This is a genomic window from Geothermobacter ehrlichii, assembly GCF_008124615.1.
GTDB lineage: Bacteria > Desulfobacterota > Desulfuromonadia > Desulfuromonadales > Geothermobacteraceae > Geothermobacter > Geothermobacter ehrlichii.
This window is the reverse complement of record NZ_VNIB01000004.1, coordinates 87,639-106,116: the sequence shown is the minus strand read 5'-3', so window position 1 is coordinate 106,116 and position 18,478 is coordinate 87,639. Positions and strand designations below refer to the sequence as shown.

Annotated in this window: 15 protein-coding genes; 6 read left to right on the top strand and 9 right to left on the bottom strand. The window is 63.3% G+C overall.

The window, feature by feature from the left end; genetic code table 11:
* Positions 1-42: 42 nt before the first annotated feature.
* The 5 genes from coxB to def all read left to right on the top strand — a co-directional run bounded on the left by coxB (position 43) and on the right by def (position 4,047).
* Positions 43-1,272: a cytochrome c oxidase subunit II gene (coxB, locus tag EDC39_RS05820; RefSeq protein ID WP_148895441.1), complete on the top strand. Its 1,230-nt coding sequence runs from the start codon at positions 43-45 to the stop codon at positions 1,270-1,272.
* Positions 1,269-2,165, top strand: coding sequence for a UbiA family prenyltransferase (locus tag EDC39_RS05815; protein ID WP_187426663.1), 897 nt, complete (start codon positions 1,269-1,271; stop codon positions 2,163-2,165). Before coxB ends, EDC39_RS05815 begins: the two co-directional genes overlap by 4 nt.
* Positions 2,166-2,342: 177 nt before the next feature.
* Positions 2,343-2,819 (top strand): hypothetical protein, encoded by a 477-nt coding sequence (locus tag EDC39_RS05810; RefSeq protein ID WP_148895439.1) that lies wholly within the window; start codon positions 2,343-2,345, stop codon positions 2,817-2,819.
* Between the two features lie 181 nt (positions 2,820-3,000).
* Positions 3,001-3,540: a glycine cleavage system protein R gene (locus EDC39_RS05805; RefSeq protein WP_148895438.1), complete on the top strand. Its 540-nt coding sequence runs from the start codon at positions 3,001-3,003 to the stop codon at positions 3,538-3,540.
* 3 nt (positions 3,541-3,543) lie between these two features.
* A complete protein-coding gene (def, locus tag EDC39_RS05800; RefSeq protein WP_148895437.1) occupies positions 3,544-4,047 on the top strand; it encodes a peptide deformylase in 504 nt (167 codons plus the stop codon).
* An 8-nt stretch (positions 4,048-4,055) separates the two neighbouring features.
* Here def and cfa read toward each other — a convergent pair whose 3' ends face one another.
* The 9 genes from cfa to malQ all read right to left on the bottom strand — a co-directional run bounded on the left by cfa (position 4,056) and on the right by malQ (position 16,408).
* Entirely contained in the window at positions 4,056-5,174 is a 1,119-nt protein-coding gene (gene cfa, locus EDC39_RS05795) for a cyclopropane fatty acyl phospholipid synthase (protein WP_148895436.1), read from the bottom strand.
* Positions 5,175-5,236: 62 nt separating this feature from the next.
* Positions 5,237-6,652: a protoporphyrinogen oxidase gene (gene hemG, locus EDC39_RS05790; RefSeq protein ID WP_148895435.1), complete on the bottom strand. Its 1,416-nt coding sequence runs from the start codon at positions 6,650-6,652 to the stop codon at positions 5,237-5,239.
* Between the two features lie 54 nt (positions 6,653-6,706).
* Positions 6,707-7,642 (bottom strand): SDR family oxidoreductase, encoded by a 936-nt coding sequence (locus EDC39_RS05785; protein ID WP_148895434.1) that lies wholly within the window; start codon positions 7,640-7,642, stop codon positions 6,707-6,709.
* Positions 7,643-8,105: 463 nt separating this feature from the next.
* A complete protein-coding gene (locus EDC39_RS05780; RefSeq protein WP_148895433.1) occupies positions 8,106-10,523 on the bottom strand; it encodes a response regulator in 2,418 nt (805 codons plus the stop codon).
* Positions 10,516-11,076, bottom strand: a complete 561-nt coding sequence (locus EDC39_RS05775; protein WP_187426662.1) for a YfiR family protein — start codon at positions 11,074-11,076, stop codon at positions 10,516-10,518. Before EDC39_RS05775 ends, EDC39_RS05780 begins: the two co-directional genes overlap by 8 nt.
* Positions 11,077-11,095: 19 nt before the next feature.
* Complete coding sequence (locus EDC39_RS05770) at positions 11,096-13,138, bottom strand: TonB-dependent receptor plug domain-containing protein (protein WP_148895431.1); 2,043 nt, start codon at positions 13,136-13,138, stop codon at positions 11,096-11,098.
* Positions 13,139-13,358: 220 nt separating this feature from the next.
* Positions 13,359-13,892, bottom strand: a complete 534-nt coding sequence (locus EDC39_RS05765; RefSeq protein WP_148895430.1) for an isoprenylcysteine carboxyl methyltransferase family protein — start codon at positions 13,890-13,892, stop codon at positions 13,359-13,361.
* 80 nt (positions 13,893-13,972) lie between these two features.
* Entirely contained in the window at positions 13,973-14,749 is a 777-nt protein-coding gene (locus tag EDC39_RS15305; protein ID WP_187426661.1) for a DNA-binding protein, read from the bottom strand.
* A 174-nt stretch (positions 14,750-14,923) separates the two neighbouring features.
* Entirely contained in the window at positions 14,924-16,408 is a 1,485-nt protein-coding gene (malQ, locus tag EDC39_RS05755; RefSeq protein ID WP_148895429.1) for a 4-alpha-glucanotransferase, read from the bottom strand.
* 191 nt (positions 16,409-16,599) lie between these two features.
* Between malQ and EDC39_RS05750 the strand changes: the two genes are divergently transcribed.
* Complete coding sequence (locus EDC39_RS05750) at positions 16,600-18,459, top strand: sensor histidine kinase (protein ID WP_187426660.1); 1,860 nt, start codon at positions 16,600-16,602, stop codon at positions 18,457-18,459.
* Positions 18,460-18,478 lie beyond the last annotated feature (19 nt).

The following is an 18,478-nucleotide window of genomic DNA, read 5'->3' as shown; positions in this document are numbered from 1 at the left end:
ATTTCCGGAATTGATCCATCTTCACGCAAAGGGACGAGAAACGTGAATCCGGCCTTGATCACGACCCAGGAAGCCGTCGATCCCGTGTTCTGGTTCATACTCGGGATTTCCGCAGTGATGCTGCTGGGTATTACCGCGACCATGATCTGGTTCGTCATCCGCTACCGGCGTTCGCGCTGTCCCGAGCCGACTTCGCAGGTCGACAGCAACCTGACCCTCGAAGTCATCTGGATCGTGGTGCCGACCGTCATCGTCATGGCGATGTTCTATTTCGGCTGGGCCGGCTATCTGGCCCTGCGCAATGTGCCGCCGGACGCCATGGAGGTGACCGCCACCGCCCGCATGTGGTCCTGGGATTTCGAATATCCCGGTGGCCGGCACAGCGACCGTCTGTTCGTTCCGGCGGGCAGGCCGGTCAAGGTCAGGCTGCTCTCTGCCGATGTGCTGCACGCCTTCTATGTCCCGGCCTTCCGCATCAAGCGCGACACGGTGCCGGGGATGGAAAACTACGTCTGGTTCGTTGCCGGGGAGGAGGGCTCCTACGACATCTTCTGCGCCGAATACTGCGGCATCGGCCATGCCGACATGCACACTACAGTTGAGGCGGTGTCGCCGGCCGAATTCGAGGAGTGGCTGGCCGGCATGGACGGGGCGAAGGAGACGGAGAAGGGGCGCGAGCTGCTGGCCCGGTACGGCTGCCTCAGCTGTCACAGCCTCGATGGCAGCAAGCTGGTCGGGCCGAGTTTCAAGGGGATCGGCGGCCGGCAGGTGAGGGTGATCACCGAGGGCAAGGAGCGGACTCTGACCAGTGACGACGGCTACCTGGAGCGGTCGATCCTCACACCCGGCGCCGATGTCGTTGTCGGCTATCCGCCGGTGATGCCCGGCTACGAAGGGAAGATATCCGCGCGGGAGCTGCGGGAGATCATCGGCTACCTGTCGCGCATCGGCCGGCCGGGCAATCCCCCGGCCGACTCCGGAACGAAGCCCCGCCTCGACGGGGCCGCAATCGTCCGCCGGCAGGGGTGTCTCGGCTGTCATTCGACGGACGGCAGCCGCAAGGTCGGACCGAGCTTCAAGGGGCTTTACGGTAGCGAACGCCGGCTCGAGGGCGGGCGGACCCTGCGGGCCGACGAGGACTATGTCACCCGCGCCCTGAGAGAACCGAATGCCGATGTCGCCGAGGGCTATCCGCCGGTGATGCCGCCCTATCCGCGGCTCTCGGCCGAAGAGATCGAGGCGATTGTCGAATGGCTCGAAAACCTGCAATGAGCGAAAAAAGCAGAGCGCAGCCGGAGACGGCACCTGTCGGTCTCTTTCGTCTTACGGCGGCCGAATGGCGTTTGCTGCTGCGGCCGCGGCTGCTGGCGATGGTCTGTGCCTCGGCCCTGACCGGAGCCCTGCTGGCGCCGGGAGTGCAGCAGGCGGCGCCGGTGCTGTGGGCGAGCCTGGCGGTGGGGCTGCTCGGCATCGCCGGCACCCTGCTCAACCAGGTCCAGGAACGTCATCTCGACGCGAGGATGGAGCGGACCCGCGACAGGCCCTTGGCGACGGGACGGGTGACCCCGGCGCCGGCTCTGCTGCTGGCGGTTCTTGCGCTGCTGGCCGGCGTGTCGCTCCTGCTGCCGTCGCCTGCGGCTCTGGGGTTGGGGTTGCTGGCACTTCTGCTCTACAACGGCATCTACACTCCCCTGAAGCCGAAAACCGCGTTCGCTATCCTTCCGGGCGCCCTGTGCGGCGCCCTGCCACCGCTGATCGGCTGGCTGGTTGCCGGCGGATCACTCGAACAGGGCGGCATACTGTTGCTGGCGGCCCTGCTGGCCATCTGGCAGATTCCGCACTTTCTGCTTCTGTCCCTCCGTTGCCGGCAGGACTATCGCCGGGCGGGACTGCCCGTGCTGGCCGACCGGCTCGACGCGGCCGGGATGCGACGGGTTGTCGCCGCCTGGGTTCTTGCCGCCACCGTCGGAACGGCCATCCTTGCCGGGTTCGGTCCCGTCCGGGGGGCTTTGGTCCGGGCGCTGCTGCCGGTTCTCGGCAGCTGGCTGCTGTACGGTCTCTGGCGTCAGATCCGGCGTGGCGAGCTGAGGCCGCTCTTTGTGCGGGTGAACATGTTCATGGCGCTGGTTTTGGCCTGCCTGCTGGCCGATCGGCTGTTTGGCTGATCTCTGTTTGGTAATTTGCCCTGATCCGGTTGCGTCATATGGCGTTGATCACTTCCTTTCATGCCGCCGTCGGCCCGGAGAGTCCGGCAAAAAGGGGGCGTATATGGAAATTTCCGTGACGATACCGCTCTTTCTTCTCTTGGCCCGTTTACTGCAAGCCGGCAGAGCGGAGGGGGGATGAGGAATCGCATGTCGGAACAGCAGAATTTCCAGGATTATCTCAAGGGCGCTCTGGCCGGTACCTTCATCGGTCGGGGGAGCAGGCCTCTCGACCAGGGCGACCCCTTCACCGACAGCCGGTGGGCGCCGGTACTCGAACTGAACGTTCCGCTGCAGCTGCCGGTGAAGGGAACCGTCGATCTCTGCGTGCGGCTGCGCAACATCGGCGGCAAAAGCGGCCAGGGTATGCTGCTGCTGCGGGGGGAGGATGTTCGCAGCGGCATGACCTATGAGTTCGAGGCGCCCGTCAGGTCCGATCTCGGCGAAAAGGGTTGCCTCTTTGTCTTCAGCTGGAAGGCTCCGGCCAGCGCTACCCGCATCGAGTGGTCGGCGACGGTGCAGATGGAGGGGCGCATGGGCATCAGCATCCCTGCCTGTTGCGCCGCGACCATTGTCACCGCCTCTACTTCCGAATCGACCAATAGGCAGGTCTGAATCTCCCACCAGCTTCGATCGCGACAGTTACCGGACCTGTATCCTTTTCAGCCTTCGGCAGGCACGGCTGCTGGCAATTGACCTGCCGGCATGCTAGAAAGGGACAGCAGAAGCATGTCCGGGCGACCGGAGCCGTCCGGCCGATTCTTCATGATCCCTTTTGCCGCACAGGAGGAGTCCGATGCATCACTTTGCCCTGACCATTATTGGCCGGGACCGTCCCGGCATCGTTTCCCGCGTCACCGAAATCCTCTATCACATGGGTTGCAACATCGCCGATTCGAGCTGTTCCATCCTCGGTGGCCAGTTCGCCATGCAGCTGATCATCTCCCACCCGGAATACGATCGTGGCGAGCAGCTTCGTGGCTTTTTTTCACCACTTGAAGAGGAGAACCTGTCGGTTTTTCTGCGCACCCTGCGCCCCGGTGGCGAAAAACGCTCCGAGCTGAAGGGCGATCTGTGCATGGTTTCGGTCTACGGCTCGGACCGGCCGGGGATCGTCTACCGGGTGGCCCGCGAGCTCGGAGAGCGCGGCATCAACATCACCGACCTGAACACCAAGCTGATCGGCAGCGAGCAGCGGCCGGTCTACGTGATGATGCTGGAAGCGACCTTGCCGCCCGAGATCAGCGTCGAGGAACTAGACCGGATCATGGCCCGGGTCAGGGAGGACCTCGGGGTCGACGTCTCCGTGCGCAGCATCAATCCGGTGGAGCTCTGATCCATGGCGGTCAGAGAGATTCTGCTCTACCCGGACCCGCGGCTGAAGCAGGTCTGCCGATCGGTCGAACGTCTCGACGACGAGGTCAGGGGGCTGGTTCGCGATCTGCTCGACACCATGTACGATGCCGGCCATTCGGTCGGGGTGGCGGCCCCTCAGATCGGCGTCGATCTGAGGGTGGTGGTGGTCGACGTGTCGCACAGCAAGCTGGGGCGTGACGACAACCACGGCTGTCTGGTGATGATCAATCCGGTGATTCTCGAAACCGAGGGGTCGAAAACCATGCGCGAGGGGTGCATGAGCGTCCCCGATTACACCGGCAACGTCACCCGCGCCGAGAAGATTCTGGTGCAGTTCACCGATGGTGGCGGCACCGACCGGGTCGTGCGGGCCCGCGGCTTCGAGGCGGTCGCCATCCAGCATGAAATCGACCATCTCGACGGTCTGCTCTTTCTCGACCGGGTATCGAGCCTGAAGACCGACGTCTTCAGGCGCAAGAACCGCTGACGCCGCCGTCAGCGCGGCGCCCGGTAGCCGCCGGGGATGCCGTTCTTGCTCAGCACGATCTGCCAGAGCTGGTTGGAGCGGGCCCGGAAGGCGCCGGCGCTGATGAGGAGATAGTAGCGCCACATGCGACGGAAGCGTTCGTCGTAGGTTGCCTTCAGCTCCGGCCAGGCGGCTTCGAAATTCCGGTGCCAGGCCATCAGGGTGCGGTCGTAGTCGGGGCCGAAGTTGTGCCAGTCCTCGAGGATCAGCAGCCCCTCCCAGGCTTCGCTGACCTGGCGGGCGGAGGGAAGCATGCCGTTGGGAAAGATGTAACGTTCGATCCAGGGGTCGGTCTTGACGGCGGCGGTGTTGCCGGCGATGGTATGCAGCAGGAAAATGCCGTCTTCGGTGAGCAGTTCGCGGACCTTGCGGAAATAGGTGCGGTAGTTCTTGTAGCCGACATGCTCGAACATGCCGATGGAGATGATCCGGTCGAAGGTCCCCTCAACGTTGCGGTAGTCGCAAACCCGGATATCGACCGGCAGGCCGCGGCACATCTCGCGGGCCAGTTCGGCCTGGGCGGTGGAGACGGTGATGCCGACCACTTCAACCCCGTAGCGTTCGGCCATGAACCGGGCCGTTCCGCCCCAGCCGCAGCCGATGTCGAGAACCCGCATCCCCCTGTGCAGCTGCAGCTTGCGGCACGAAAGGTCGAGCTTGTTCTCCTGGGCCTGCTCCAGGGTTTCGGCGCTGTTCCAGTAGCCGCAGGAGTAGATCATCCGCGAGTCGAGCATCCGGCAGTAGAGATCGTTGCCGATGTTGTAGTGGTGCTCCCCCACCTGGAAGGCGCGGCGGCGGGATTGCCGGTTGAGCAGGCGGGCCTTCAGGCTGTCGATGACGGCTGCAGGAGAGGTCACCTTCTCATCGAGGTGAGCCCGCAGCAGGTGGCAGATCAGCTCGTCAATCGCCTCGCAGTCCCACCAGCCGTCCATGTACGATTCGCCCAGACCCAGCGATCCGTCGGCAAGCAGTCGGCGGAAGAAGCGTTCGTCGTGGACCCGGATGTCCCAGGGCCGATCGCCGTCGATCCTGACGTCGGCCAGTTCGAGAAGATCACAGACGGTCTTGCGAAAACCTTCCTTGGTCATGACGATCCCTCCCCCTGAAGGATGTCCCGGACCGCGGAGTTGTCAGCCGTGCCGGGATGTTCTCAGCCGTGACTGCGGGACTTGAGCCATTGGACGATACGGTCGGCAACCTGGTTGCCGGCATGGACGCAATCGTTCAGTCCGACGCCGTAAAAGGCGTTGCCGCTGACAAAGAGGCCCGGCAGCTCCGTCAGGCGCTCCTCCAGCGCCGCCACCCGCCGGCGGTGCTCCAGCAGGTACATGGGAATCGCCCGCCGGTGCCGGAAGACCCGGATGAAGTCCGGTTCGGCCTTGATGCCCATGATGCGTTCGAGATCGGCCCGTACTGCCGCCACCACCTGGTTTTCGGACAGCTCGATCGCTTCGGTAAAAGTGGCGCCGCCCATCATCGAACGCAGAAGGACCATTCCTTCCGGCGCCCGGTGGGTGAAAATGCTCGAATCCCAGAGGGTGCCAAGGATGTGGCAGCCCTCGTTGCGGGGAATCAGATAGCCGAAGCCGTTCAGATCCAGCGGGATTTTCTCCCGCTGGTAGCCGAAGCAGACGACGTTCATCGGCGAGTAGGGGATCTGTTCGAGCAGCTCATCGATGTCGGCCCCCAGGGGCTCGGCCATTGTTTTCAGGGCCCAGGCGGGGGCGCAGCTGAGGACGACCTCGGCCTCGAGGCTGTCGCCGTCGGCCAGCTCGACGCGGAAGCCGTCGGCCAGTTTCCGGATGGCGGTTACCTCGATTCCCAGCCGGATGTCGCCGCGTACGGCCCCGCCCAGAGAGTCGGTCAGCTCCTGGATGCCGCCGGCGAAGGAGGTCAGAATGCCTCCCGGACCGGCGGCGCCGGCCACCTGCTTGCCCTCTTTGCGCTCCTGCCGCTTCTTGCGGGCCAGCTTGATCATGGCCTTGAGCAGACCGCCGAATTCCCGTTCCAGTTCGCAGATCCGGGGGAAGCAGCTCTGCAGGCTCATCTGCTCGGGGTCGCCGGCGAAAATGCCGGAAACCATGGGGGCGATCAGCTTGTCGAGAGCCTCGCGGCCCAGCCGCCGGCGGGCGAAATCGGCCAGGCTCTCGTCATCGTCGCTGCGGCGGCGCGGCACGAAGAGTTCTCCGGCCAGCCGGAACTTGCCCGGCCAGCTGATCAGTTGCGAACGGAGAAAGGCCGGACCCGATTCCGGCAGCCGGTGCAGCCGGCCTTCGCTGTAGATGAAGCGCTTGCGGGCGTTGTCACTCGAACGCAGCAGTCGCTCGCCGATGCCGATGTTCTCGCACAGTTCGAGGGTCATCGGCTTGTTGTCGAGAAAACCGTTCGGTCCCCATTCGCAGAGGAAGCCCTGGTCCCGGATACTCCAGATCTTGCCGCCCAGACGCTGTTCCTTTTCGAGGACTGTCGTCGTGATCTTCAGACCGGCCTTTTCGGCCTGCTGCTCTATGGCATGGGCGGCTGCCAGTCCGGAAATGCCGCCCCCGATGACGATGACGTTGGTCATGCAGGTATCCTGTTCGTTTCGAGGCTGTTCCGATGTTAGCCCGAGGATTGTGGATCAGGCAAGTAAAGAACCGCTCAGGGAACGCAGGCGGGCAAAAAAGTCGGGATCGGTGCGCTTCATCTCCGCGACGCTGGCCGCCAGCCCTTCTTCGAGGGTCGGATAGCGCAACCGGACGCCGAGCCGTTCACGCATTCTGCTGTTGTCCATGCGGCGGGATTCCTGAAAATAGGAGAGCATCAGCGGATTCATCGATTTTTTCGCTTCTTCCATCGATACCTGGGGCGGCCGTGGCAGTCCGAAGGCGTCGGCCACGGCGTTGAAATAGTGGGTCATGGTGCTTTCCTGGCCGTCGCAGACATTGAAAATCTCGCCATCCTTTCCCTTTTCCAGGGCGGCCAGGCAGACCTGCGCCAGGTCGTCGGCGTGAATGCGGTTGGTGCAGGGGGCTTCCCGTTCATCGAGCAGGGGGTGCCCCTCGACAATCCGGTGCAGGGCGAAGCGGAAGGGGCCGTAGATGCCGGTCACCCTAAGAATGACGGTCGGAACGCTTCTTTCCTCGCCAAAGCGGCGAATCGTCGTTTCGGCGTCGAATCGCCGCCTGGCCCTGGCCGTCTGCGGGTTGACGGGGGTCTCTTCCGTCACTCGGGCTCCGCCGCAGTCGCCATAGACGCCGCTGGTGCTCAGGTAGACCAGTTTGGTTGGCTCTTCGCCGCTTGTTACGGCCTGGCAGAAATGGCGGACCTTGGGATCTGTCATGCCGCCGCCGGGGGGAGGGGCGGCGTAGAGAACCAGGCTTCCGGCCGTCGGCAGACCGTCCAGACTGTCGCTGTCCATGAGATCGGCGACGATCGGACGGATGCCCATGGCTTCGGCCAGCCGGGCGCTTTTTTCGCTGCGCACCACGCCGGTGACACTCATGCCCTGTTCCATGGCCAGCCGGGCTGTCCGGCGGCCGATGTCGCCGCAACCGACGATAAACAGATGTTTCAAGTTGCTCTCTCCTTGCCGTGGCAGATACGTCATCCTGTTATACCCTCGCCGCGCCGAAGCCGCAACTTTTGTCGGCTGCACATTCGCACAGTCGTACGGCGGACAAACGCCCTCCAAAGGGTACGTAAATTCACGTGGTGAGGTTCCGTTGCCTGCGCTAGGCTGCAGACAACATCGGAAATGTTGTGGCAGGCATTTCCGATACGAGTTCCCAACTCGTTTCCTTACCCACCTTGCAAGCAACACCAGCGTCACAACCCTTCTGTTTGGCGCGCCGCGTTTCCCTCCTGTGCGGCGCGTCTTTTTTTTCACATCTCCCTAAAGTTCTTTCGGCCGGTGTCGATAAGAAAGGCAAAGGCAACGGACAGGGCGCCGTTGCCGACAATTCACCTCCATTGGCGCGCCGCGTTCTCCCTCCTGACCGGCGCGTCTTTTTTATTTTTGTCTCCGCTGTCGATGGTTGTCAGCTGTCGCCGGACGCTTCGCGATCGGCCGCGGGCGAGCTTTTGCCGAGCCATTTGCGAAAGACCTGCTGCAGCTGGCTCTGCTTGAACGGCTTGGCCAGGTAGTCGTCCATGCCGGCGGCGAGACACTGCTCGGCATCTCCCTTCAGGGCCTTCGCCGTCAGGGCGATGATCGGGCGGGCATAGCCGCGCTGCCGCAATCTTCGGGTCGTTTCGAAACCGTCCATGATCGGCATCTGGCAGTCCATGAAGATGATGTCGTAATCGATTCCCTCCGTCAGGGTCAGGGCCGCTTCGCCGTTCTGGGCGACCCTGACCTGGCAGCCGTGGGCTTCCAGCATCATCTTGATCAGATTCTGGGTCTGAAGATTGTCTTCCACCAGCAGAACCCTGCCGGAGAACTGGGGCATGTCGCTGAATTCGGTCGGGGAGGGTTTGGGGGTGGCAGGCCGTTCGGGCAGCAGCGACGACAGCAGGGCGGCCAGCCGGCTGGACGGGACCGGCTTGCGCAGGCGGTTGACATGAAGGGCCGCATTCGCTGCCGTCGCCTGTTTTTCGGGCCCGGTGAGCAGTACGACCCGGGTGTCACGGAAGGCCGGATCGTTCTTGATCACCGCGAGAAGGTTGTCGCCGGTCGTGGCGAGCAGGCTGTCGGCGATCAGCGCTACCCTGTAGGGCCTGTTGTCGCCGGCCGCTGTTCTCAGCAGATCGAGGGCCGTTTCGGCGTCGGCGGCGATGGAAGCCCGCAGCCCCATGGTGATGAACTGCTCGTTCATGGCTTCCCGGACTTCAGGTTGCGGTTCGACCAGCAGGGTTTTCAGTCCGGCCAGGGTGCCGTCCCGCACCGGCAGCGCCGACAGGTCGGAGGTCTTGCCCAGGGGGAGGCAGACACTGAAGGTGCTCCCCTTGCCGGGTGTGCTTTCCAGGGAAATGTCGCCGCCCATGGAGAGGACCAGCTGGCGGACGATGGTCAGGCCGAGGCCGGTTCCGTCGTATTTGCGGGTGTTCGAGTCGTCGACCTGGGTGAAAGGCTCGAAGATGATCTTCTGATCCTCTTCCGGGATGCCGATGCCGGTGTCGCTGACGCTGATCGCGAGCCATATCCGGTTGTCCTTTTCTTTCTTCCGTACCGCCCTGAGTATGACCTTGCCCTCGGAAGTGAACTTGACGGCGTTGCCGACCAGGTTGAGGACGATCTGGCGTAATCTGCCGGGATCACCTTTGAGGCGGGGCTCGATATGGCGGTCGATGTGGCAGCTCAGTTCGATGTTTTTCCTGTGGGCCTTTTCCGCCAGCAGGAAGACGGCGTCTTCGATGATCTCTCGGGGATCGATCTCTTCCTGTGCCAGAGTCAGTTTGCCGGCCTCGATGCGGGAAAAATCGAGCAGTTCGTCGAGAATCTTCAGCAGGGCCTCGGACGAGTTGCGGATCGCTTCGGCCATCGACCGCTGCTGCTCGTCGAGACGGCTGGCCAGCAGCAGGTCGTTCATGCCGAGAATGCCGACCATGGGGGTGCGGATTTCGTGGCTCATGTTGGCCAGGAACTGGCTCTTGGCCCGGCTGGCGATTTCGGCCTGCTGCTTGGCCTTCTCCAGTTCCCGGACGGTGCGTTCGAGCCTGCTGTTGGCGGTTTCGAGTTCGGTGGTGCGCCGGCGGACCTCGTCTTCCAGGTTGTTGCGGTGGGCTTCGAGCTGCCGGTCCCTTTCCTCGATCTGGTCGAGCATGTCGTTGAAGCCGGCGACCAGCTCGGAGAACTCGTCGTCCGACTCGATGGCGGCCCGTCGTGAATAGTTCTGCTGGCTGCCGACGGCGCGCATGGTTGCCAGCAGGGCGTCGAGCGGTTTCGACAGCCGGTTGACCAGGCGTTTCGACAGACCGTAGGCCACGACCAGTCCGAGAAGGAGAACTCCGATGCTGGAGACCACCAGCCGGAAGATGCTCATGCGCAGCGGGGTCAGGTCGGCCTTGAGCAGGACGGTGCCGATGCGTTCGTTGTCGAGGATGATCGGCTGATAGAGCTGAAGTTCGGCGTCGATCTCGCGGAAGAAGCCGGGATATTTGAGAATCTCCGGAGCGAGTCTGAGGGGGATGGCGCTTTGAGGATGTTCAGCCGAGATGAACCGGGCGAAGAGACGGCCTTTGCGGTCGTAGATGGCGCCGCCGAGAATCAGCGGTTCGACCGTCAGGGGAGCCAGGTTTTCCCTGGCGGCGGCCTCGTCTTCGAAGGTCAGGGGAGCGCGGCTGTTGCTGGCCAGGATTTCGGCCAGCAGTTTGACCTTGCCGATCATCGAGGCCTTCTTGTCCGCCAGTTCCCTGACCGTTGTGGTGGCGATGGTCAGGGTCAGGGTCAGCACACTGGTCAGCATGATGACCGTGATCAGTTTTCGGCGGAACCGGCCGCGTTGTTTTTCAGTCATGTCGGTCTTCCTCGGGCATGATCACGTAGCGTGCGAGTTCGAGCAGGTTTGATCGGAGAATCAATCCCGCAGAACGGCAACGGTCCAGGTTGACGGCGAAACGGATATGATGATCGATCTGCATCAGTTCGATGCAGCCTCCCCGTTCGAGAAAACCCTGCATGTCGCTGACGGTCAGCACCGGACTCTCCTGCAACAGCCCGACGAGGGCTCTTGTCCGGTGTTTCAGCGAGGGGCTCAGGTAGAGGATGTGGCAACGTCTGGCCTCCTCTGGAGTCGAAATCCTGCGGATGCGGACCGGAACCCCGCCGACCGTTTTGCCACGAAAACGCCGCAGGGCCGGACCGAAAGGGTCTTTTCCCATGATACCGATGACCAGCTCGCCGCGGGCAACCGGCGCTGTTGCCGGTGGCCACTCGGTGAAATGGGCGAAGTTGAACAGGAAGGCGGCCTTGACCTCGATCTCGCTGAAGCCGGCATGAACCGGCGGCGGGCCCGGAAAAAGGACCAGGGCCAGCAAAAGCAGCCATCCTGTACGGTACCGAACGAACATGGACGCTCCCGGTCTGTCGCTAGAATCGCCGGCTGATCCGCACCATGTAGCTGCGATCGATTTCGACCACCGAAGCGTTGAGGGCGTCGGATTCATACTCCGGGTGCTGCGGGTCGAGAAGATTCTGACCGATCAGCTCGAGGTACCAGCCGGATTTCGGCGTCCATGCCAGTCGGGTATCCAGGGCGCCGTAGCCGTCGATGCCGCTGGCCGGCAGGTTGTCGACCAGCCGCAGCCAGAGATCCCACTCCCAGTTGCGCCCCAGGTCCATTTTGGACCGGAGAGAGAGCTGGTGGTGCGGGTTGTTGTCGGCGCCGTCGCGAAACCCGGTGAAAATCGCACCGGGGTCGAGTTCGGGCAGAACGTTGATGTAGGTGTAGGCGCTCTGCAGTTTCCACCATGGACGGACGATCCAGTCTGCGGACGCTTCGACGCCCCAGGTTTTCGCGTCCAGCCGGTTGTTGCCGACCAGCGGCAGCAGCCAGCGGTCTCCCTCGTTGACGGGAGCGGCCAGTTCGACGTTGCGCAGTCCGTCGTAGTCGGCATGAAAGAGGACCAGTTCCAGGTAGAGGTCGGGGCGGGGCTGACAGCGGCCACCCACCTCGTAGCTCCAGGCGGTTTCGGCGCCGAAGTTCGGATTGCCGATCAGGGAGTACTGGGCGATGGCCGGTCCGCCCAGGCCGTTCAGTGGCGCAGGCAGGGAGGCGACGGGCACGATCTGCTGCCGCAGGTCGATGGCGGTTTCCGCCCGGCTCGGCGTCCGTACCGAGCGGCTGATGCTGGCCCAGAAGCTGAAAAAGGGGCGCGGCGTCCAGAGCAGCCGTAGCGTCGGCTGCCATTCGAAGCCGGTAAAGTCGTTGTGTTCGGCCTGGCTGCCGACGATCAGGGCCAGATCATCCGGAATCAGGGTGATGCGGTCGTTGAAGAAGGCGGTCCACAGGTCGAGGTCTTCCTTGCGCGGGTCGAAGGAGATGATGATCCCTTCCTTGGTCCGGTCGTGGTAGTGGCGATAGCCGAGTCCCCAGACGATTTTCTGCCTGTTGCCGAGACTGAAGCGGTGCTGAAGATCGATATCGTAGGTCTGCCGCTTCTGACCGGCGCCGATGTCGTTGTTGCTGGCGCGGTCGTAGAAGGTCTGCAGCAGAAGGTCGGAGCCGGCCGAATAGGTCCGCTGCCAGCGCGCCAGCAGGTTGCCGCCGCTGATTTCGGTATCATCGGTCAGGCTGGTGGTGTATGGAGGTGTGATGGTGCCGACCCTGAAGGTTTCGCCGGCGGTTCCCTGGTAGATGTCGCCCTGCACGGTCAGGGTGTCGGTGACCGCAAGCGTCTGGTCGAAGCGGAAGCCGGCCCGGCCTACCCGCCAGTCGTCCGAATCGTTCATCCCTCCCGGCAGGCTGCCGCTGTCGCGCTCGAAAGCCTTGGCGTACAGGCGCAGGTAACAGCCTTCTCCCAGCTTCATTCCCCGCCGGGCTTCGGCTATGAACCGTTCCTCGTTGCCGGCGGTCAGGGCCAGCAGGGTTCCCTGGGTTTCGGCCGCCGGTCGGGTAATGATGTTGATGACGCCGTTGACGGCGTTCGCCCCCCAGAGAGCGGCGCCGGCGCCGCGAATGACCTCGATGCGGTCGATGTCGGACAGGATGGTGTCCTGGGCGTTCCAGTAGACGCCGGAGAAGAGATGGTTGTAGAGCGTACGGCCGTCCTGCAGAACCAGCAGTTCGTTGGCATAGCGGCTGTTCAGGCCGCGGGCGGTAACCGCCCAGACGTTGTTGTTGATCCGGGCGACCTGAAGCCCCGGCACCATGCGCAGCAGCTCGGGCAGGCTGGTAGCGCCTGAGCGACGGATATCCTCCCTGGTGATGACGAAGACCGCGGCCGCGGTGTCGTAGAGCCCCTCCGGCTGTCGGGCTGCCGTGGTTACCTCGACCTTCAGCAGATCCTTGAGATTCAGTTCGGTGACATCGTCGACCGCCATGGCCGGCGAAGCGAAGAATAGAAGGAGAACGAGAAAGCCGAGACAGGCGGCCGCCCGGCCGCAATCTCGGACATGACTCCACGATGGCATCTGCAACCCTCCCCAACAGAATCCGGACCCGGGCGGAAAAGCCGCCGAAAGCCTTTCGCCGATGAGGGGGCGTATTTGACCGTCTCTTCTCTGGTGTGGTTGCCGTGGATGGATGTGTCGGTGGAACGGGCCCCCTCCGCCTGTCTCCGGGTACGGCCCGGATTCAGCCCGGAAAATTAAACCATTCTATAAGCATGGCGGGGGCATGTCAAATCAATTGCTACCGGTTGGCGGACGATTTCAGCGTTTTCAGCGCCGCTTCTTCCAGGGCGATACGGTGTCGCAGGACGACGAGATTGGCCAGGCTGAACAGCAGGAGGGTGACGGGAGCCCTCAGCAACAGGGGAACGATGGCGAATTCGAGGGTGATGACCAGGTAATTGGGGTGCTGCAGCCAGCGATAGGGGCCTTTGCGGATCAGGGTCGTGCCCGGCACGACAACGATGCGCGTGGTCCAGAAAACCCCCAGGGAGGCAATGACCCAGTAGCGTCCGATCTGGACCAGAAACCACAGGCCCAGCATGGACCAGGTGAGCAGATCGGCGGGGACGGCGAAGGGAAAGGCTTCGAAGAGCAGGGTGAGATAGAAGCCGGCGTGCAGGATGACCATGGCCCGGTAGCTTTCCGGGGCGTGCTCGGAGCCGCCACGGGCCAGCAGTTTTCGCCTGTTGCGGGCGCACAGCAGAAGTTCTCCGCCGCGCTGGGCCAGCAGGAGCGGGTAGAACCACCAGAGGGAGAGGATACCGTTTTCCATCGTCGACTCCGGGTGGAAGGGTGGAACAAAAAAGCCCCCCGGCCGGAGTCGGGGGGCGGAAGTTCGGTTCAAGAGGTCTGCTATTCAACCTTGACGTCGGCGTCCTCGATGATCAGGGCGTATTTGTAGCCATAGCCGAAATCCTTGTCGGCGACCAGTACCCCGGTGACGACGACGGTGTCACCGACCTTGGCGGTGGCCGAGGTGGTGACGGTCAGGTCGTTGGTCCCCTCGGCGCCGGTGCCGTCCTGGATGTGGATCCAGTTCTTGCCCATGATGTTTTCGTTGTATTTGACCACCTTGCCGCGCAGGGTCACTTTCTTGCCGGCCAGCTCGTCGGTCTGCTTGTAGAGCTGTTCGATGGTCTGACCGCCCTCGACCGGCTTGATGCCGCTCAGGTCGACGTCGGCCGACGGGGTTGCCGAAACCCTGGGATGGTCCTTCGGCATCTGGCCCTGCGGCTCCGCTGCGACCTGCTCGGTGCCGCCGACCATGACGCCGTCGACGAAGTAGACGACCGGGAAGTCGCGATCGAGGGTCTTGCTGTGGTAGTTCTTCATGGCCATGCCCTGGGGGACGACCACGGGGTCACCGACCTTGACGTTGAACTTGGGGGCGGCGGCCCAGACCTTTTCACTGCCGGTGTCGACCTGCACGTAGGTGTAGCCGCCGGCGTCCATGGTCTCCACCACCTTGCCCGTCCAGCCGGCCTGCTGCTGCTTGGCCTCGGACTGGACCGGGGCCTTTTCGGCCGCCTGTTTCTCGCTCTTCTGCGGCGCGGGTGTTTCGTTTTTGCATCCGGCGACGAGCGCGAGGGTGAAAATGCCGGCAAGAAGGATTGGGAAAAGCTTCTTCACGATGTGCCTCCAGTCTGGATTCCTGGTGCGACCAGGTTGTTGGGTAGGTTAAACAGTCCCAACTCTACCATGGCGGGCGGTTGCAGACAAGTCTTGTCGGGGCCGCACGACGTGCTTTGCCGCCCTGTTCCGCCTGCCTGCATGAAGGACTCCGCCGACCGGAAAGGGGGAGGTTCAGGCGAGGCGGCCGTAGCGCTCGGTCAGCCGGCGCAGTTCGGACGCCAGCGCATCGGTCAGGGCATCGTCCGGCAGCCGCCAGGTCCAGTTGCCGCTTGGTGCACCGGGTCGGTTCATGCGTGCCGTCGACGGAAGGGCCAGGATGTCCTGTACCGGCAGGATGCAGAGGCGGGCGACACTGGCCATCGCTTCGCGGATCAGCTCCCGCGGCATGTCGCGGCAGGAGCGCATCAGGTAGGACCGGACCCGGTTTCTGGCATGCCCGTCCAGTTTTTGCCACCAGCCGAGGGTTGTGTCGTTGTCGTGAGTGCCGGTGTAGACAACGCAGTTTTCCTCATGGTTGTGCGGCAGGTAGGGGTTGTCGGGACCGGAATCGAAGGCGAACTGCAGGACTTTCATTCCCGGCCAGCCCCAGCGTCTTTTCAGCGCCGTTACATCGTCGGTGATGATCCCCAGATCCTCGGCGACCAGGGGCAGGACGCCCAGTTCGTCGGTCAGGGAGCGGAAGAGCCGGTCGCCGGGCACCTGTTCCCAGGCGCCGCCGGTGGCGTCTTCGCTGTCGGCCGGGATGACCCAGCAGGCGGCGAAACCGCGGAAATGATCGATGCGCAGCAGTTCGAAAAGCTGCAGGTTCCAGCGCAGGCGGGCCTTCCACCAGGAGAAGTCCTGGGCCTGGTGCGCCGGCCAGTCGTAGAGGGGGGTGCCCCAGCGCTGTCCCCGCTCGCTGAAATAGTCGGGCGGCACGCCGGCGACGGCGGTCGGTTGCCCCTGTCCGTCAAGACGGAAGAGAGGCCGGTTGCACCAGACGTCGGCGGAATCGAGCGCGACGAAGATGGGCATGTCGCCGAACAGGCCGATACCGTGCCGGCCGGCATGTTTCTTCAGTTTTCGCCACTGTTCGAAGAAGACGAACTGTTCGTATTTCAGCTGCAGGATGCGCCCGGCCAGCCGTTCTCCCCAATTGCGCAGCGCTTCTTCCCGCCGGTCGCGAATCGGTTCCGGCCAGCGTGTCCAGTCACGGTTGCCGAAATGTTCGCGCAGGGCCTGGAACAGGGCGTAGTCGTTGAGCCAGAAGGCCTGTTCGGCGCAGAAGGTGTCGAAAGTTGCTTTTCTTGCCTTTCCGGCCTGCCGGAAGAAACGGCCCGCCGCCTGTGGCAGCAGCTGCCGCCGGCAGCGCCAGGCATGGCCGTAGTCGGTATGTTCCGGAGCCAGCCGCCAGGCGGCCAGATCGTCTTCGTCCAGGTCGCCGGCCGCAGCCAGCTCGTCGGGCGATATGAGCAGAGGGTTGCCGGCAAAGGCGGAGAAGGCGCTGTAGGGAGAATTGCCGTAGCCGGTCGGATTGATAGGCAGCAGTTGCCACCAGCGCTGCCCTGCTGCGGCGAGAAAGTCGATGAAGCGCCGGGATTCTGCGCCGAGATCGCCGATACCGAACCGGCCGGGCAGTGATGTCAGGTGCAGCAGCAGGCCGCTCGTACGTTGCACGGCTGTTCTCCTCGCGTATTTTCCGCAAAGTCAGTATGCCACAAATTGCCTAATTGCAAAGCTTGTGACAAACTGTTTGCTGAATCCGTATGGTTTCATTGCCGCCGTCTGGCACGAGGCCGCTGTTCCGCGCTCGTTCGGTCCGGCGTATGAATTTCCTGTTTTTATGTGTACTGGTCAAGGACGCGTCGATGTTCAGGATCGCCTTTCTGCGCAACATGCTGATCATCTCTTTGCTGCTGGTCACCATGTTGCCGCTCTACCAGCTGGTTTTCATCCATCCGTCCTACCGTGACCTGTTGACGCGGGAAACGGAGGTGGAGGCGGCGCGGCTGGTTTCGTTCCTGGTGCGGTCGCTCGGGCTGGATGACAAGCGGCTTGGAAGCGAGCTGATGACGCCCGATGTTCTGCGGCAGATCGAACTGGCGGTGCAGGACCCGAAACTGATCAAGCTGCGAGTCTTTTCCCCGACCGGAAAGATCGTCTATTCCACCCTGCCGGAAGAGATCGGCCGGGTGAACCAGCGCCCCTATTTTCTGCAGGAGGTCGCCCGCGGACACATCTTTTCCAAAGTTGTACGCAAGGATCACTACACCGCCGACGGTCAGCATATCGACCAGGACGTGGTCGAGACCTATGTGCCGGTAATGACCCCGCACGGTTTCGGCGGTGCCATGGAAGTCTATTACGACATCACCGAAAGCCAGCAGCGGCTCGGTCGCCTGACGCGGCACTCGGTGATGATCCTTTTCGGGCTTGGCAGCAGCCTTTTACTGATCATCCTCATCCTGCTGGTGCGGGCCAGGCGTTTCTGGTTCGATCGCCAGAAGGCCGAGGAAGAGCTGAAGCAGAGTCACCAGATTCTCGAATTGCGGGTGCAGGAGCGCACGGGGCAGCTGCTCATGGCCAACCAGAAGCTGGCCGAGGAAGTGGCGGAAAAGACGCGGGCACAGACCGCCCTCAGGCAGGCCCTGGCCGAGACCGAGGCGGAGCGGGAGAAGATCGACGGTATTCTCAGCTCGGTGGCCGACGGCCTGCTGGTGGTTGACGACGAGCGTCGCCTGGTGCACATGAATCGACCGGCGGAGGAGATCTTTTCGCTGAGCGCCGCGTCTTCGCTGGGTCTGAAGCTGGAGGAAGTGCTCCCCGATACCCGGTTGCTTTCGCCGTTGCTCGACTGCCTGCAGAAAAAAAGCGGCATCGGGCATTTCGATTTTCCCCGGCCCGCTCCCCAGGGGCAGTTGCACGGAAAAATTTACCAGGCCCGCTGTTCGCCCCTGCGCAACCGGCAGGGGGAGACGATCGGCCACATCATCCTGGTGCAGGACGTGTCCCGCGAACGCGAAGTCGAACGGATGAAGAGCGAATTTCTCGCCATGGCGGCGCACGAGCTGCATACGCCGATCACCACCATCATGGGGTACTCGGAGCTGCTCGCCAGCCGGCCGCTGGAGGAGTTTTCGCCGGAGCAGAGCCGGGAGTTCATCGGCTACATCCACCAGAAGGCCGAGGCCCTGGCGCGGATGGTCGATGACCTGCTCGATATCAGCCGCCGGGAGGCGGGACACCCGCTGGTGCTGCACTTGGACCGGTTCGATGTCTGTGAGCTTCTGGATCGCATAGCCGAAATCTTTCCCCGCGACGAGGGACACCGTTTGCACCTGGAGGTTGCGTCCCGCCCCCTGATATGGCCGGTCGACCGGGTCCGCTTCGAGCAGCTGGTCGGCAACCTGCTGAGCAACGCCGTCAAGTATTCGCCCAACGGTGGCGACATCCACGTTCGGGCGCGCATCGAGGGCGATTGCCTGCGGCTCGAGGTCGAGGATCAGGGGATCGGCATGACGCCGGAGGAGCAGAACCATGTGTTCGAACGGTTCTACCGCGCCGACAGTTCGACCACGGCGGTCGCCGGAGTCGGGTTGGGCATGAGCGTGGCGCAGATGATCGTCGACGCCCACGGCGGCGAGATCCGGATCGAAAGCGAAAAGGGGAAGGGGACCCTGGTGATCGTCCTGCTGCCGCAGCGTCCGCCCGGGGAAGAGGACGATTGACCCGACCCCGTCCCCTGCG

Coding starts and splice junctions, on each gene's coding strand:
- EDC39_RS05770 (WP_148895431.1), bottom strand. CDS start 13,138: ATGCCATCGTGGAGTCATGTCCGAGATTGCGGCCGGGCGGCCGCCTGT.
- EDC39_RS05765 (WP_148895430.1), bottom strand. CDS start 13,892: ATGGAAAACGGTATCCTCTCCCTCTGGTGGTTCTACCCGCTCCTGCTG.
- EDC39_RS05810 (WP_148895439.1), top strand. CDS start 2,343: ATGAGGAATCGCATGTCGGAACAGCAGAATTTCCAGGATTATCTCAAG.
- EDC39_RS05805 (WP_148895438.1), top strand. CDS start 3,001: ATGCATCACTTTGCCCTGACCATTATTGGCCGGGACCGTCCCGGCATC.
- EDC39_RS05815 (WP_187426663.1), top strand. CDS start 1,269: ATGAGCGAAAAAAGCAGAGCGCAGCCGGAGACGGCACCTGTCGGTCTC.
- EDC39_RS05750 (WP_187426660.1), top strand. CDS start 16,600: ATGTTCAGGATCGCCTTTCTGCGCAACATGCTGATCATCTCTTTGCTG.
- hemG (WP_148895435.1), bottom strand. CDS start 6,652: ATGACCAACGTCATCGTCATCGGGGGCGGCATTTCCGGACTGGCAGCC.
- EDC39_RS05780 (WP_148895433.1), bottom strand. CDS start 10,523: ATGACTGAAAAACAACGCGGCCGGTTCCGCCGAAAACTGATCACGGTC.
- EDC39_RS05775 (WP_187426662.1), bottom strand. CDS start 11,076: ATGTTCGTTCGGTACCGTACAGGATGGCTGCTTTTGCTGGCCCTGGTC.
- cfa (WP_148895436.1), bottom strand. CDS start 5,174: ATGACCAAGGAAGGTTTTCGCAAGACCGTCTGTGATCTTCTCGAACTG.
- def (WP_148895437.1), top strand. CDS start 3,544: ATGGCGGTCAGAGAGATTCTGCTCTACCCGGACCCGCGGCTGAAGCAG.